The 15,900-nt window shown below is 72.6% G+C and carries 13 protein-coding genes; 8 read left to right on the plus strand and 5 right to left on the minus strand.

Annotation, left to right across the window (positions count from 1 at the left end):
- Position 1: 1 nt before the first annotated feature.
- Positions 2 to 1,750 carry an ATP-binding protein gene (locus tag M8C11_RS17775; protein WP_121683098.1) on the minus strand — a complete coding sequence of 583 codons (1,749 nt, stop codon included), beginning with the start codon at positions 1,748 to 1,750 and terminating at the stop codon, positions 2 to 4.
- A 280-nt stretch (positions 1,751 to 2,030) separates the two neighbouring features.
- Positions 2,031 to 2,816, minus strand: coding sequence for a pyrimidine reductase family protein (locus tag M8C11_RS17780; protein WP_252450836.1), 786 nt, complete (start codon positions 2,814 to 2,816; stop codon positions 2,031 to 2,033).
- A 150-nt stretch (positions 2,817 to 2,966) separates the two neighbouring features.
- Here M8C11_RS17780 and M8C11_RS17785 point away from each other — a divergent pair, with 150 nt between their 5' ends.
- The 6 genes from M8C11_RS17785 to M8C11_RS17810 all read left to right on the plus strand — a co-directional run bounded on the left by M8C11_RS17785 (position 2,967) and on the right by M8C11_RS17810 (position 9,678).
- A complete protein-coding gene (locus tag M8C11_RS17785; protein WP_252450839.1) occupies positions 2,967 to 3,512 on the plus strand; it encodes a plasmid pRiA4b ORF-3 family protein in 546 nt (181 codons plus the stop codon).
- Positions 3,513 to 3,792: 280 nt separating this feature from the next.
- Entirely contained in the window at positions 3,793 to 5,112 is a 1,320-nt protein-coding gene (locus tag M8C11_RS17790) for an ABC transporter substrate-binding protein (RefSeq protein WP_120570966.1), read from the plus strand.
- A 118-nt stretch (positions 5,113 to 5,230) separates the two neighbouring features.
- Positions 5,231 to 6,211, plus strand: a complete 981-nt coding sequence (locus M8C11_RS17795) for a carbohydrate ABC transporter permease (protein ID WP_120570965.1) — start codon at positions 5,231 to 5,233, stop codon at positions 6,209 to 6,211.
- A gap of 105 nt (positions 6,212 to 6,316) precedes the next feature.
- Positions 6,317 to 7,117, plus strand: coding sequence for a carbohydrate ABC transporter permease (locus M8C11_RS17800; protein ID WP_199733042.1), 801 nt, complete (start codon positions 6,317 to 6,319; stop codon positions 7,115 to 7,117).
- Entirely contained in the window at positions 7,114 to 8,547 is a 1,434-nt protein-coding gene (locus M8C11_RS17805; protein WP_120570963.1) for a GH1 family beta-glucosidase, read from the plus strand. Before M8C11_RS17800 ends, M8C11_RS17805 begins: the two co-directional genes overlap by 4 nt.
- Before the next feature lie 84 nt (positions 8,548 to 8,631).
- A complete protein-coding gene (locus M8C11_RS17810) occupies positions 8,632 to 9,678 on the plus strand; it encodes a LacI family DNA-binding transcriptional regulator (protein WP_120570962.1) in 1,047 nt (348 codons plus the stop codon).
- A gap of 22 nt (positions 9,679 to 9,700) precedes the next feature.
- On the opposite strand, the gene M8C11_RS17815 is transcribed toward M8C11_RS17810, so the two are convergent.
- The gene (locus M8C11_RS17815; RefSeq protein ID WP_252450855.1) at positions 9,701 to 10,912 is read right to left on the minus strand and encodes an acyl-CoA dehydrogenase family protein; all 1,212 of its coding nucleotides are present in this window, start codon (positions 10,910 to 10,912) and stop codon (positions 9,701 to 9,703) included.
- Complete coding sequence (locus tag M8C11_RS17820; RefSeq protein ID WP_252450858.1) at positions 10,913 to 11,986, minus strand: phosphotransferase family protein; 1,074 nt, start codon at positions 11,984 to 11,986, stop codon at positions 10,913 to 10,915. It lies immediately after the preceding gene.
- A 150-nt stretch (positions 11,987 to 12,136) separates the two neighbouring features.
- On the opposite strand from M8C11_RS17820, the gene M8C11_RS17825 reads away from it, so the two are divergent.
- Together M8C11_RS17825 and M8C11_RS17830 are read left to right on the plus strand one after the other, a co-directional pair.
- Positions 12,137 to 12,841: an amino acid-binding protein gene (locus M8C11_RS17825; RefSeq protein ID WP_120570959.1), complete on the plus strand. Its 705-nt coding sequence runs from the start codon at positions 12,137 to 12,139 to the stop codon at positions 12,839 to 12,841.
- A gap of 80 nt (positions 12,842 to 12,921) precedes the next feature.
- A complete protein-coding gene (locus M8C11_RS17830) occupies positions 12,922 to 14,010 on the plus strand; it encodes a GNAT family N-acetyltransferase (protein WP_252450861.1) in 1,089 nt (362 codons plus the stop codon).
- 175 nt (positions 14,011 to 14,185) lie between these two features.
- Here the strand turns inward: M8C11_RS17830 and M8C11_RS17835 are convergent, their stop codons facing one another.
- The gene (locus M8C11_RS17835) at positions 14,186 to 15,751 is read right to left on the minus strand and encodes an aldehyde dehydrogenase family protein (protein ID WP_252450872.1); all 1,566 of its coding nucleotides are present in this window, start codon (positions 15,749 to 15,751) and stop codon (positions 14,186 to 14,188) included.
- Between the last annotated feature and the right edge of the window lie 149 nt (positions 15,752 to 15,900).

The following is a 15,900-nucleotide window of genomic DNA, read 5'->3' on the forward strand; positions in this document are numbered from 1 at the left end:
CCTAGAACGGGATGTCGTCGTCGGAGGAGCCGGAGCCGACCACCGCGAACGGATCGGCGGCCTGGGTGATCGACCGTAGCGTCTCCGAGGGCGCGCGGCCCGCCTCCGAGACCCGGGTGGCCCACGCCGGGAACGGGAACTCCAGGCAGAGCGGCACCGGGATGTCCGGCTGGTTGACGAACATCGTGCCCGGCTTGGCCAGCAGCGCCCGCTGCCGCTGGGCGGGCGGCAGGAAACCGTACTCCGGGCGGGACGCCTCGGCCGGGTCGAGCCGGCCCACCACCCGGATCGCCGAGTTGGTGACGATCCGCCGCTCCACCTCGCTGGCGGTCTGCTGCGCGCCGACCAGGATCACGCCCAGCGAGCGGCCCCGCTCGGCGATGTCGAGCAGCACCTCCTTGATCGGCGACGAGCCCTCCCGCGGCGCGTACTTGTTCAGCTCGTCGAGCACGACGAACAGCAGCGGCTTGGCCGTGCCGGCCTTCTCCTTGCGCTCGAACTCGCTCTTGAGCGTCACGCCGACCACGAACCGCTGCGCGCGGTCCGGCAGGTTGTGCAGGTCGACCACAGTCACCTGGGCGCTCTCCGCCGTGTTGATCGAGTGCGGGCGGCGGGTCGCCAGGTCGCCCCGGATCAGCCGGCCCAGATCCTTCTTGCTGCCGATCAGCCGTCGGGCGAACGCGTTCACGGTGCCCAGCCCGACCGCGCTGCCGGCCCACTCGCTGCGCGTCTCGTCGTCGTTCAACTGCTCGACCACGTGGTCGACCAGATCGGCGTACGAACCGAGCCGCACCCCGTCGATGCTGACACCGCCGTCGGCGGGCTGCGCGTAGCGGGCCAGGTGGGCGGCGACCGAGTGGACCACCATCGTGTACTGCTGGCGCTCGTCGTCGGCGTCGGCGAACACGTACGGCAGGAGCCGGTCGGCGCAGAACTCGGACAACGTCCAGTAGAAGCTGTCCACGCCGGTGAGCCGGCTGCTCACATCGGGCGTGCCGGAGGAGTCGCCGACCCGCGGCGGGGCGTACACCCGCACGTCCGGGAACGCGCCCGCGTCCAGGCCCAGCTTCGCGTACGCCGCCCGGGTCGGATCGTCGAGCCGGCTGTTCGGGTGGTCGAGGAAGAGCAGGTCCTCACCCTTGACGTTGAAGATCAGCGCCTTGGCGTTCACCGCGTCGCCGCCCAGCACCCCGGAGCGGAACACCGAGTAGAGCAGGAACGTGGCGAAGCTCGTCTTCGTGGCGACACCGGAGATGCCGGAGATCGACACGTGCGCGCCCCGGGTGCCGTCGAGGAAGTCGGCGTTGAGGTAGACCGGCACGCCGTCACGGCCCATCCCCATCGGGATCCGCCGCTCCATCCGGTCGAAGTGCAGCGCCCGCGCCCGCGCGTCACCCTCGGCCCGGTGCACCACGGCACCCGGCGTGGGCGGCACGTAGAACTCCGGGTCGACCCGCGTGGTGGTCACCTCGGCCGCCTCCTGCACCTGCGCCGGCAGCGTGCCGTCGGCGATGGCGAAGACGTCGGAGTCGAACTGCGCCCCCTCGTGCCGGGCGCGCACCTGGGTCACCACCCCGGCGATCGTCACCGGCTCGCGGTCGGGCAGGTCGCGGCGGGTCACCACCACGTCGTCGAGTTGCAGGTAGCTGCCCGGCGCGACCGCGGTCCAGAAGGTGAGCGGGGTGGCGTCGGCGGTGCCGAGCACCCGGCCGACACCCTCGCCGGGCCCGTCGAGCTGGTCGTCGGTCATCGGCGGTCTCCGGTCGGCTGGTCGTACCGTTGGCGGTGCACGTCGTGCATCCTGCCCGAGGGATGCGACAGGTTGCCACGCGACGCGGCGGACGCCACGTCACCCGTGCGCCGAACGGTAGCCACCCGGATCCGTCCGATCACGATGCGTGCGTTTCCTCCACGTTCGCCATCTCCTTTCGCCCGCCGCTTGTCAGGACGGCGCGGAGATCTTGGTAGGAAAGCGCCCCTATAGGGGCCGTTTGCTACCAAGATCTCTGGTGCCGCGAGCCGCGGGCGGGTCAGGCGGCGGGGGCGGCGCCGGCGGGCGGTGTCTCGGCGGGGTCGCGGGCGTAGCGCAGCATCAGCACGCCGTCGGCGGCGACCAGCACGTGGCGCAGCGGCAGGTGACGCGGGACGCCGGCGTCCCCGGCGGTGATCCGGCCCGGGCCGGCGCCGGCGAGCAGCGGCACCACGGTCAGGCACAGCTCGTCGACCAGGTCGGCGGCGGTGAGCGCGCCGAACAGGTGCGGGCCGCCCTCGCAGAGCAACTGGTCGAGTCCGCGCCGGCGCAGCTCGGCCAGGCCCGCGGCGAGGTCGACCCGGTCGGTGCCGCAGCGGACCACGTCGGCGACGTCGGTCAGCCCGGGCGGCGGTACGGCGTCGGCGTGGGTGAGCACGACCGGCCGGACCGGGGCGTCGGCGAACGCGGCCTGCGCCGGGTCGAGGTCGAGTGAACCGGAGACGACCACCAGCGTCGGGTACTCGGCCAGCCCCTGCTCGCGGCGCCAGGCCCGGCGTTCCGGGCTCAGCCGCACCGCCCGGTAACCCTCGTGCCGCAGCGTGCCGGCGGCCACCACGAGACCGTCGCAGAGCATCCGCAGCAGCCCGAAGACCCGCTTGTCCGGCTCGCCGGAGAGCCCGGCGGAGTAGCCGTCCAGAGTGACCGCACCGTCGGCGCTGGCGACGAAGTTGACCCGCAGGTGCGGACGGTCCGCCCGGCCGTAGAGCGCGGTGAGCTGCGGATCGGTCAGCGCACCGGTGACGGGTGCGGGCCAGATCCGTTCGATCGGGGTTCCGACGGTCATTCGCCGGCCGGACCGGTGACCGGAGGGGTGGGTTCGGGGGTACGGTGCTGGCAGTCGCACCACTTCCGGCCAGGACAGTCGTCGTGCCGCCGTTCCCGGCAGGCTCGGCAGATCATGCAGGCAGCCTATGCCCAGGAAGGATGGGACGTCGTGTCGCGTCAGATCTTCCAGCTCATGGTGTCGCTGGCCGGCGTCCGGCCACCGGTGTGGCGGCGGGTGCTGGTGCCCGGCGGCTACACGCTGGACCGGCTGCACCGGGTGATCCAGCACGCGATGGGCTGGCGCGACTGCCACCTGCACTCGTTCGACGTCGACGGCCGGCAGTACGGCGAGCCCGACCCGGACGGCGAGCTGTCGTTGCGCGACGAGCTGGACGTCCGGCTGGACGCGCTCGTGGGCAAGGGCGACCGGTTCCGCTACACCTACGACTTCGGCGACTGGTGGGAGCACGACCTGGTGGTGGAGGACTGCTGCGCCGCCGACCCGGACGAGCGCTACCCGCTGTGCCTGGACGGGGAGCGGGCCTGCCCGCCGGAGGACGTGGGCGGTCCGGCCGGGTACGCGGTCCTGCTGGCCGCGCTCGCCGACCCCGGGCATCCGGAGCACCCGACCATGCGGGAGTGGGCCGGCCCGGCGTTCGATCCGGCCGTGTTCGATCCGGACCGCGCCACCGTCCTGCTGCGCCGCTGCTGCTGAGCAACCGGCCACCGCAGCGCCGAAAGCAACCACCGCGCCGCTGACCGAGTGACGCCCGCACCGCTGAGCCGGCGGCCCTCGGACCGGGGCCGCGCGCCGACGCGGTAACGAAATGGGAACGCTCCCAACGGTCTATTGACACCCCTGTCACCTCCCGGCAACCTCATGGGAGCGCTCCCGAGAGTGGTGCGGATCTCCCTCCTGCCCGCTCCGGCCCGCGCGAAACGCACCCCCCCACCACACAGCAGATATCGCCTCACCACCGAAAGAGGGGTCTCGGATGAGCGTCCCAATCCGTCGTCGGCGCTTCGCGGCCATCGCGCTCGCGTCCGTCGTCGTGCTCGGCACCACCGCCGCCTGCGGCGACGACTCGGACAGCGGCGACAGCGGCAGCGGCGGCGGCCCGATCACGCTGGTCGTCGACGTCTTCGGCGACCAGGGCTTCGGCTACGAAGAGCTGTACAAGCAGTACGAGGCGGAGCACACGAACGTCAAGATCCAGGAGCGGGGCAAGGGCCTCGGCCTCGGTGACTACAACACCCGCCTCACCCAGCAGATCACCGCGGGCTCGGGCGCCGGCGACGTGGTGGCCCTGGAAGAGGGCACGATCGTCCAGTTCTACGCGCAGGCCGACAAGTTCGTGAACCTCGCCGACCACGGCGCGAACGACCTCAAGGGCAACTTCCTGCCGTGGAAGTGGGAGCAGGGCACCACCCCCGACGGCAAGGTGCTGGGCCTCGGCACCGACGTCGGCTCGATGGCGCTGTGCTACCGCAGCGACCTGTTCAAGGCCGCCGGGCTGCCCACCGACCGCGAGCAGGTCGGCGCGCTCTGGCCGACCTGGGACGAGTTCATCGCCACCGGCCAGAAGTTCGCCGCCGCCGACAAGAAGCACAAGTTCGTCGACTCGGCGACCAACTTCTACAACGTGGTGCTGATGCAGGTCGCGGGCCAGGGCACCGGCTACACGTACTACGACAAGAGCAACAAGATGGTCATCGACCAGAACCCGGACGTGAAGACGGCGTACGACCTCACCACCAAGATGATCGCCGCCGGGCTGTCCAACAACCTCCAGTCGTTCTCCAACGAGTGGAACGCCGGCTTCAAGAACGGCACCTTCGCCACCATCGCCTGCCCCGCCTGGATGACCGGTGTCATCAAGGGCCAGGCCGGTGACGCGGCGGCCGGCAAGTGGGACATCGCCAAGGCGCCGGGCGCCGGTGGCAACTGGGGCGGCTCCTTCCTCGGCGTGCCGAAGTCGAGCAAGCACCAGAAGGAGGCCGCGGAGCTGGCCAAGTTCCTGACCAGCGCCAAGGGCCAGATCGGCGCGTACAAGGCGGTCGGCAACCTGCCCTCGAACCCGCAGGCGCTCACCGACCCGGCCGTGGCCGACTCGACCAACGACTACTTCAGCAAGGCCCCGGTCGGCAAGATCTTCGCCGCCGGCGCCACCGAGCTGAAGCCGGTCTACCTCGGCCCGAAGAACAACGCGGTCCGCACCGCGGTGGAGAACAGCCTGCGCGCCGTGGAGCAGGGCAAGTCGGCCGGCGAGCAGTGGCAGACGGCCCTCAAGAACGGTGCGGCCGCCGGTAAGTGACCGGTTGAGCCGCCCGCGGGTGGCGTCGGCAGCCCGGCTGCCGGCGCCACCCGCGGTGCCCGCAGAGTCCGGCGTCGCCCGTGTGGCGGGTGACGCCGGCTGAGGAGAAGGACTCCCCATGAGCCTCGACCTGCACGCCGCGGCGCCGCCCGATCCCGGCCCGCCGCGCGCCGCCCGTCACTCGCGCCGCCGTGCCGCCTCGCTGACGCGCCTGGACCTGAAGTACTCGCCGTACCTGTACGTCCTGCCGTTCTTCGTGATCTTCGCCGTGTTCGGCGTGTACCCGATCGCGTACACGGTCTGGATCGCGCTGACCGACCGGTCGCCGCTGAACTCGACGATCTCCTTCGTCGGGATGGACAACTTCGTCGAGCTGATCACCCAGGACCCGCAGTTCTGGAACGCGGTGGTCAACACGTTCGGCATGTTCCTGCTCTCCACGGTGCCCCAGCTGCTGCTGGCGCTGATGCTCGCCAACGCGCTGAACCGGAAGCTGCGCGCGCAGACGTTCTTCCGGATGGCCATCGCGATGCCGATCATCACCTCGACCGCCGTGGTCGCGCTGATCTTCTCGATGATCTACGCCAAGGACTTCGGCCTGGTCAACTGGCTGCTCGACAGCGTCGGCCTGGACCCGATCGACTGGCGGGCGAACCGCTTCGCGTCCTGGTTCGCCATCTCCACCATGGTCGACTGGCGCTGGGTCGGCTACAACGCGCTGATCTACCTGGCCGCCATGCAGTCGATCAGCAAGGACATGTACGAGGCCGCGGCGCTGGACGGCGCCTCCCGGCGGCGCCAGTTCTGGTCCATCACGGTCCCGCAGCTGCGCCCCACGATCATCTTCACGCTGATCATCTCCACCATCGGCGGCCTCCAGCTGTTCACCGAGCCCCTGCTGTTCACCAGCGGCTCGGGCGGCCTCTCCGGTGGTTCGGAGGGTCAGTTCCAGACCATCACGATGTACCTGCTCGACGTGATGAACCAGCGCTTCCGGTGGGGCTACGCCGGAGCGGTCGCGCTCGTGCTCTTCGTGCTCATCGCGTTGATGTCGGCGATCAACTACCTGCTCGCCCGCCGCATCAGCTCCGACAAGTGAGGTGACGAGATGACGACCACCGCCGTCCGCCCGCCCACCCGGCAGAGCCCGCCGGTGAAGACCACCCACCAGGCCGAGCGGCTCTGGAAGGCCAGCCCGCTCACCATGATCGGCCTGATCTTCGGCGTGCTGCTGTCCCTGTTCCCGTTCTACTGGATGATCGTGATCGCCAGCCGGACGAACGACGCGGCCAACTCGTGGCCGCCGCCGTTCCTGCCCGGCGGCAAGCTCGGCGAGAACATCGAGCGGGTGCTCGCCAACAGCGACGCCAACATCGTCAAGGGCCTGATGAACTCGTTCCTGGTCTCCGGGACGATCACCGTCGCGACGGTGTTCTTCGGCTCGCTGGCCGGCTTCGCGTTCGCCAAGCTCCGCTTCCGGGGCAAGAACGCGCTGCTGCTGATCATCCTCACCTCGATGATGGTGCCGATCCAGCTGGGCGTGCTGCCGCTGTACATCCTGATGGCCAAGCTCGACTGGCTGAACACCATGCCGTCGGTGACCGTTCCGTTCCTGATCGGCGGCTTCGGCATCTTCATGATGCGCCAGTACGCCGAGCAGGCGGTACCGAACGAGTTGATCGAGGCCGCCCGGGTGGACGGCTGCTCCACCTGGCGGGTGTACTGGCACGTGGTGGCACCCGCGCTGCGTCCGGCCGCCGCGGTGCTGGGCCTGCTGACCTTCATGGAGCAGTGGAACCAGTTCTTCTGGCCGTTCGTGGTGCTGGCGGACCCGTCCAACCCGACCGTCCAGATCTCGCTGCGCAGCCTCAACACCGCCTACTTCGCCGACAACTCGCAGATCTTCGCCGGTACGTTGATCGCGACCCTGCCCCTGTTCATCGTGTTCGTTCTGTTCGGCCGCCAGATCATCGGCGGCATCATGGAAGGCGCCGTCAAGTCGTGAGCAACCCAGCAAGCCCGCCCGCCGTCGGCGTCCTCGACGCCGGTCCGGCCCTCACCTTCCCGCCCGACTTCCTCTGGGGCGCGGCCACCGCCGCGTACCAGATCGAGGGCGCGGCGACGGAGGGCGGCCGTGCCCCGTCGATCTGGGACACCTTCAGCCACACGGAGGGCCGGACGGTGGCCGGGCACACCGGCGACGTGGCGTGCGACCACTACCACCGGATGCCGGACGACGTGCGGCTGATGGCCGACCTGGGCCTGCGGTCGTACCGCTTCTCGGTGAGCTGGCCGCGGGTGCAGCCGGGCGGTAGCGGCGGGATCAACCAGGAGGGCATGGACTTCTACCGCCGGTTGATCGACGAGCTGCTCGGCCACGGCATCGAGCCCTGGCTGACGCTCTACCACTGGGACCTGCCGCAGCCGCTGGAGGACGCGGGCGGCTGGCCGGCGCGCGACACCGCCGGCCGCTTCGCCGAGTACGCCCACCTGGTCGCGGAGGCGCTCGGTGACCGGGTGAAGTACTTCACCACGCTGAACGAGCCGTGGTGCTCGGCGTTCCTCGGCTACGGCTCCGGCGTGCACGCGCCGGGCCGCTCCGACGGCGCGGACGCGGTCCGGGCCGGGCACCACCTGATGCTCGGGCACGGCCTGGCCGTGCAGGCGGTCCGCGCGGTCCGCCCGGAGGCGCAGCTCGGCATCACCGTCAACCTGTACCCGGTGACCCCGGCGAGCGGATCGGCGGCGGACGCCGACGCGGCCCGCCGGATCGACGCGCTGGCGAACCGGTTCTTCCTGGACCCGGTGCTGCGCGGCGCGTACCCGGCGGATCTCGTCGCGGACCTGCGTCAGGTCACCGACATGGGGCACGTGCGCGACGGTGACCTGGCGACCATCTCCACGCCGCTGGACATGGTCGGGGTCAACTACTACAGCCGGCACGTGGTCGCCGCGCCGGTCGAGGGCGCGGAGCCGGAGCCCTACTGGCGGGCGCAGTCCTGCTGGCCGGGCAGCGAGGACGTCCGGTTCGTCACCCGGGGTGTCCCGGTGACTGACATGAACTGGGAGATCGACGCCCCGGGCCTGGTGGAGACGCTGGAGCGGGTCCACCGGGAGTACACCGACCTGCCGCTCTACGTCACCGAGAACGGCTCGGCGTTCGTCGACGAACTCGTCGACGGCCGGGTGGACGACCCGGACCGGCTGGCCTACTTCGCCGCGCACCTGCGCGCGGCGCACGCCGCGATCGAGGCCGGCGTGCCGCTCAAGGGCTACTTCGCCTGGTCGCTGATGGACAACTTCGAGTGGGCCTGGGGCTACACGAAGCGGTTCGGCATGGTCTATGTCGACTACGACAGCCAGGCCCGGATCGCGAAGTCCAGCGCCAGGTGGTACGCCGACGTGATCCGACGCAACGGACTGCCCGCACAATAAGCTGGGCCAGCCAGTAACGGGCGGCCCGGCGCCGACGCCTCAATCGGTGCCGGGTCCGCCCGACCGTCGGAGGAGCAACAGACGATGACAACGCAGCGCACCCGCTCGCTCGGGCGTCCGACCCTCGACGCGGTCGCGGCCCGCGCCGGCGTCGGGCGCGGCACGGTCTCCCGCGTGGTCAACGGCTCGCCGCAGGTCAGCCCGGAGGCCCGGGCCGCCGTCCAGCAGGCCATCGCCGAGCTGGGGTACGTGCCGAACCGCGCCGCCCGTGCGCTGGTCACCCAGCGGACCGACTCGGTGGCCCTGGTCGTCTCCGAGTCGGGGGAGCGGGTCTTCACCGAGCCGTTCTTCGCGGCCATCGTCCGGGGTGTCAGCTCCGGGCTGGTGGAGACGCCCATGCAGCTCTGGCTGGCCATGGTGCAGTCGCCGATCGAGCGGGAACGGGTCGAGCACCACCTGACCAACCAGCACGTGGACGGCGTACTCCTGCTCTCCCTGCACGACGCCGACCCGCTGCCCACGCTGCTCGAGGAGCGCGGGCTGCCGACTGTGCTCGGCGGCCGGCCGGCCCGGATGCTGCACCCGAACGCGCAGCCGGCCTGGTTCGTCGACATGGACAACGTGGGCGGCGCGCGCCAGGCGGTGGAGCACCTGTTCCGCCAGGGCCGCCGGCGGGTGGCGACCATCGCCGGCCCGCAGGACATGGGCGCCGGCCTGGCCCGGCTCTCCGGCTACCAGGAGGCCGTGCGCGCGTCCGGCGTCCGCGTCGACCCGGGCCTGATCGCGTACGGGGACTTCAGCGAGGGCAGCGGCACCGCTGCCATGCGCCGGCTGCTCGACGTCTGCCCGGAGCTGGACGCGGTGTTCGTCGCTTCCGACCTGATGGCGTTCGGCGCGCTGCGCGCGTTGCGCGAGGCCGGCCGCCGGGTGCCCGAGGACGTGGCGGTGATCGGCTTCGACGACGCCCCGATCGCGCGCCAGGCCGAGCCGCCGCTGACCACGGTGTTCCAGCCGGTGGAGGAGATGGGCCGGCAGATGGCCCGGCTGCTGGTCTCCCGCATCCGGGGCGAGGAGGTCCCCTCGCCGCACGTGCTGCTGGACACCGAACTCGTCCACCGGGCCTCCGCCTGACCCACCCCGTGCGGGGCGCCGGTCAGGAGTGACGGCGCAGCTCCCGGCGGGCCAGCGAGGCGCGGTGGACCTCGTCCGGGCCGTCGGCCAGGCGCAGCGTGCGGGCCTGCGCCCACAGCTCGGCCAGCGGGGTGTCCTGGCTGACCCCGGCCCCGCCGTACGCCTGGATGGCCTTGTCGATCACCCATTCGGCCATCAGCGGGGTAGCGATCTTGATGGCCTGGATCTCGGTGTGCGCGCCCTTGTTGCCGACGGTGTCCATCAGCCACGCGGTCTTGAGCACCAGCAGGCGGGCCTGCTCGATCCGGACCCGCGACTCGGCGATCCACTCGCGTACCACGCCCTGCTCGGCGAGCGGGCGGCCGAACGCGACCCGGTCGAGCACGCGCCGGCAGAGCAGCTCCAGGGCCCGCTCGGCCATGCCGACCAGGCGCATGCAGTGGTGGATCCGGCCGGGGCCGAGCCGGGCCTGGGCGATGGCGAATCCGGTGCCCTCCTCGCCGACGAGGTTGTCCACCGGCACTCGTACGTCGGTGAAGTCGATCTCGGCGTGCCCGCCGTGCGGGGCGTCGCTGTAGCCGAAGACCCGCATCCCGCGGCGTACCGTCACGCCGGGGGTGTCCCGGGGGACCAGGATCATGCTCTGCTGGCGGTGCCGGTCGGCGTCCGGGTCGGTCTTGCCCATCACGATGAAGATCTCGCAGCGCGGGTCCATCGCCCCGGACGACCACCACTTGCGGCCGTTGATCACGTAGTGGTCGCCGTCGCGGACGATCCGGGTGGCGATGTTCGTCGCGTCGGAGGACGCCACCTCCGGCTCGGTCATGCAGAACGCGGACCGGATCTCGCCGGCCAGCAGCGGCGTGAGCCACTGCTTCCGCTGCTCCTCGGAGCCGAACTCGGCCAGCAGCTCCATGTTGCCGGTGTCCGGCGCGGCGCAGTTGAGCGCCTCCGGCGCCAGGTGCGGGCTGCGGCCGGTCAGCTCGGCCAGCGGCGCGTACTGGAGGTTGGTCAGGCCGGCGCCGTAGCGGGCGTCGGGCAGGAACAGGTTCCACAGGCCGCGCTCCCGCGCCTGCGCCTTCAGCTCCTCCATGACCGGCGGGCGGGCCCACGGGTCGCCGGCGGCGAGCACCTGCTCGTGGTGCACCGGCTCGGCCGGGTACACGCACTCGGTGAGGAACGCCTCCAGCCGCTGCCGCAGCTCGACCGTCCGGTCGTCGTACGCGAACTCCATCTAGCTCTCCCTCGCCGCGCGCAGCCCGTGTGCCACGAGCGGCGCCACCATGTTGCCGATCCGGTCGAAACCCTCGCCCAGCGTCTGCCCGAGCGTGTGCCGGTAGTGGATGCCCTCGCAGATCACCGCGAGCTTGAAACAGCCGAGCGCCACGTGCCAGTGCAGCGGGCCGACGTCGGCGTCGCTGCGCCCGGCGTACCGCTCGATCAGCTCGGCGCCGGTGGGGAAGCCGGCACGCGGGCCGATGCCGTCGGCCACCGGGTTGCCCTCGCCGTGGTCGCTGTCGCCGAGCACGTCCCAGTACGTCAGCAGCAGCCCGAGGTCGGCCAGCGGGTCGCCGAGCGTGGCCATCTCCCAGTCGAGCACCGCCCGCACCGCCACCGGGTCGACGGTGGCGAGCAGGTTGTCCAGCCGGTAGTCGCCGTGCACGATCCGGCCCGCGTTCGCGCCCTCGGGCACGCTGGCGGCCAGCGCGTCGCGCAGCTCGTCGATGCCCGGCAGCGGCCGGCTGCGGGACCGGTCGAGCTGGCCGCCCCAGCGGCGTACCTGCCGGGCCAGGTAGCCCTCCGGGCGGCCGAAGTCGGCCAGCCCCACCTCGGCCGGCTCGACCCGGTGCAGCGTGGCGAGCGTGTCCATCATCGCCATGGCGAGGTCGCGCCGCTGCGCGGCGGTGAGCGCGTCGGTCTGCTCCCGCCGCCGGTAGACCTCGCCGTCGACCTTCGCCATCAGGTAGAACGGCGCACCGATGACGCTCTCGTCGGCGCAGAGCAGCAGTGCCTCCGGCACCGGTACGCCGGTCGGGGCGAGCGCCGAGATCACCCGGTGCTCGCGGGCCATGTCGTGCGCGGTGGCCAGCACGTGCCCGAGCGGCGGCCGGCGCAGCACCACCTCGCGGTCACCGGCGCCCAGCAGGTAGGTGAGGTTGGACTTGCCGCCGGCGATCAGCCGCGCCGACAGCGGCCCGCTCAGGTCCGGCCGGTGGACGGCCAGGTGGGTGGCGAGCCGGTCGAGGTCGAGCCCGCGCGGGGCCGGACCGGTCGAGGGCGCGGCGACATCGGCGGCCGGATCGGTCATCCGATTAGTTGATGGCAGCTCAGCTTTGTTGTCAAGGTCGGGTTTTCCCGGCGGGACATGCCCTTGCAACAGGGGCGAAATGGTCAACCGGCAGGCTGGGCCCCAGCCTGCCGGCCGCTCGGCCGGCCCGCCGAGCGGAGGGGATCAGACATGCTGCTGAGAGTTCGGGTGACCCTGCCGGACCGTCCGGGCACGCTCGGCCAGGTGGCCCGGACACTCGGCGTCTCCGGCGCGGACATCGTGCAGGTGGTGGTGCTGGAACGGCTCGGCGGCCGGGCGGTGGACGACTTCACTGTGGTCTGGCCGGGTGCGGCGCGGGTGGAGCGGATGCTCGCCGGGCTGGCCGCGATCCCCGGCGTCCGGGTGGACGGCGTGTGGCGGGCGATCGGCGCGCCCACCACCACCGGCCAGGACGCCGAACTGCTCGCCCAGGTGGCGGCGAACCCGGTCGACGGGGTGGCCACGCTCGTCGACGCGGTGCCCGGGCTGCTCGCCGCGGACTGGGCGGTGGCCGCCGTCGTACCGCTGGACTGGGCCTCGCGCAGCGGCGAGGCGGGTGTCGCCGCGATCGGGCACGCGAGCTGGCGGGCGCCGTCGCCGCCGCGCCTGCCGGAGGTGACCCCGCTGCGGGCACGCTCGATGACCAGCCCGGACGGGCACCACTACGCGGTGGCGCCGTTCGGCCGGGCCGGGCTGGTGCTCGTGGTCGCCCGCGACCACAGCGAGCCGCTCGCCGCCGCCGGGTTCCACTCCACCGAGGTCGACCGGCTCGCCCAGCTCGTCCGCGCCAGCGCGGTGATCCTCGGCGATCGGCTGGACCTGGTCGGCGCGCCGTCAGTGACCACCGTCACCTGACCGGACGGCCCGCGTCACCCCGGGGCAACGGGCCCGCAACAGGCGGACGGCATGGTCGGTGCCGAGGAAGGGAGACAACCATGGCGCTGTGGCGGATCCGAGCCACCGTGGACGACCGGCCGGGCTACCTGTCGGTGCTCACGGCGAGCCTCGCGTTGCGCGGGGTCAACATCCTCAGCGTGCAGGTGCACACCACCGAGGCCGGCGCGGTCGACGACTTCCTGGTCGACGCGCCCGAGCAGGTGACCGAGGCGGAGCTGCGGGCCGCCGTGGAGCGGGGCCGGGGCCGGGACTGCTGGGTCGCGCGCAGCGGGGCTCGTGGGCTGGCCGACGAGCCGACCCGGGTGCTCGGGCTCGCCGGGCGGCTGGTCCGCGACCCGGAGGCGACCGGCGAGGTGCTGCGTACGCTGCTCGGCGCCGACACGGTGACCTGGCGTCCGGCGTCCGCCACCGCGCCGGGCGGGGTGGGCGGCACCACGATGGTGCTCGCCGACCCGGCCGGCGGCGCGCACGAACTGCACCGCCGGGAGCCGAGTTTCACCCCGGCCGAGTACGCCCGCGCGCAGGCCCTGGTCGAGCTGGCCGCGACGCTGGCCCGGCGGGACGCCGACCGGATCACGCTGGTGCTGCCGGACGGCGGCGAGGTGTCGGTGCGGGCCGCGACCGCCGAGGATGTCCCCGGCGTACGCGATCTGCACGCCGCCTGCTCGGCGCGCAGCCGGCAGCGGCGCTACCTGAGCGGGGCGGCGGACCCGTCGCCGGCCCGGCTGCGCCGGCTGCTGGAGCCGGCCCGGGGCGTGACCCTGCTCGCCACGGCGGGCTCCGGCGGGGCGGCGGAGCCGGTCGTGGCGATGGCGAACCTGCTCGGTGAGGGCGACGAGGCCGAGGCGGCGCTGCTGGTCCGCGACGACTGGCAGCGGCGGGGCCTCGGTTCGGCGCTGCTGCGCCGCCTGGTCGGGCACGCCGACCGGGCCGGGTACGCCGCCGTGCTGCTGCACGTGCAGTCCGAGAACACGCCGATGCTGCGTACGCTGCGCCGGCTGGACCGGCCGGTGGCGATGGAACGCGACGGCGGCGTGCTGACCGCGACGCTGCCGCTGGCTCCACGGCCGGTGGCCGAGCCGGCCGCGCGGGCCGAGGTGACGGTGCCCGCGCAGCGGTCGAGTTGAGCTGACGGCCGACCGGCCGGACCCCGGAGGTGCGCCGCAACGGCGCGGCACACCCGAGGGGTACGGCCCGGCGGCCGGAACCGGCGCGGTCACGCGCCACAGGGGCCGACCTCCGATACGGAGGACGGTGACACGGCGGGGCTCCCGATGCGGGGGCCCCGCCCGTCTGTGCGGATCAGGTGGCCGGGTAGCTGCTGTAGTCGGGGAAGTTGCCGTAGAGCCGGCCGTCACCGCCCACCGTGACCGCCTGCACGAGCAGGTCGCCGCCCACGAACGCGCCCTTCCAGGACGCGCCCCGGCCGCCGAACGGCTCGTCCCGGTCGCCCCGGGAGCGCGGCTTGTTGATGCCCACCTTGAACGCCTGGAGGTCCACCGCCAGCTTGCCGGCCAGCTCCTCGTCGTCGCAGGCGAGCGACGCGACGAGCGCGCCGTTGGAGGCGTTCATCTGGGCCAGCAGCTCGTCGGTGGTGTCCACCACGACGATGGTGTCCACCGGGCCGAACGGCTCGGCGTGCATGAGGCGGGACCGGCCGGGCGGGGCCAGCAGCACGGCCGGGGCGACGTACGCGGAGGTGTCCTGCCCGTCCAGGAACGGGGCGCCGTCCAGCTTGCCGCGGTGCAGCGGCACGGCGCCGCCGCGTACCGCCTCGTCGACCTTGCGTCGCAGCTCGTCGGCCTTGGCGGCGCTGATCAGCGGCCCGAAGTCCAGCTCGGGCAGCGGGTCGCCGGCCGACCAGTCGTCACCGACGGCGAGCGGGTGGCCGAACCGGATCGAGCGGACGACCGGCAGGTACATGTCGAGGAACTCGTCGACCAGGTCGCGCTGGACCACGAACCGGGGGTACGCGGTGCAGCGCTGCTTGCCGTACTCGAAGCCCTTGCGCAGGTGCGCGGCGAGCGAGTCCCACTGGGAGAAGTTCCAGATGCCCCAGGCGTTCAGGCCCTCCTGCTCGATGAAGTGCCGCTTGTCGCAGTCGAGCAGCGCGGCGGCGACCTTGCCGCCGTTGGAGCGCCCGCCGACGAACGCCACCGCGCCGATCTCCGGCGCGCGGACGAGCACCTCGGACAGTTCCTCGCCACTGCCGGACAGCAGCGTGGCGGGCAGTCCGGCGCGGCGCATCAGCGCATGCGCGACGGTGAGGCAGACCGCCCCGCCCTGCGACGGCGTCTTGGCGATGACCGCGTTGCCGGCCAGCAACTGCACCAGCTCGGCGTGCACCAGCACGCTCATCGGGTAGTTCCAGGAGGCGATGTTGCTGACCGGGCCGGGCAGCGGCTCCCGGCCGTCGGCGAGCATCCGCTCGATCTCCTGCACGTACCAGCGCACGCCGTCCAGCGCGCGGTCCACGTCCGCGCAGGCCAGCCGCCACGGCTTGCCGATCTCCCAGACCAGCAGCAGGGCGAGCAGGTCGCGGTGCGCGGTGAGCGCGTCCAGCGCGTCGGTGACCCGGGCGACGCGCTCGGCCAGCGGGGTCTGCGCCCACTCCCGGTGCGCGGCGGCGGCGTGGGCGACGGCGGCGCGGGCCGTGTCGGCGTCGAGCCGGGCCAGGTGTACGAGCACGGTGTTGTCCACCGGGGTACGCACGGCGGTGGGCGTGCCGAGCGCGCGCCAGTCGCCCTGGACGAGGTTGTGCAGGGTGGTGGTGCCGTCGGGGCCGGTGCCGAACGCCTCGGGCGTGGCGGTCACCGCCCGGGCGAGCGTGTCGGACCAGGAGGTGCCCTCGGCGAGTCGTAGAGCCATCGCGATCTCCTCAGTGTCGTCCGGGGAGCGGCGGCGTCGATGGCACCGCAGGTGAGGCGTACTGTCCCGCGGGGCCGAGCGGCCGGGCAACCGTACGTTCGTATGCCAGGACGGCCGGGCCGCCGCCGGCGCTCTCGCGGGCGTGTCCA

Origin of the sequence: Micromonospora sp. CPM1 (genome assembly GCF_023896895.1) — a bacterium.
GTDB classification, from domain to species: Bacteria; Actinomycetota; Actinomycetes; order Mycobacteriales; family Micromonosporaceae; genus Micromonospora; species Micromonospora tulbaghiae.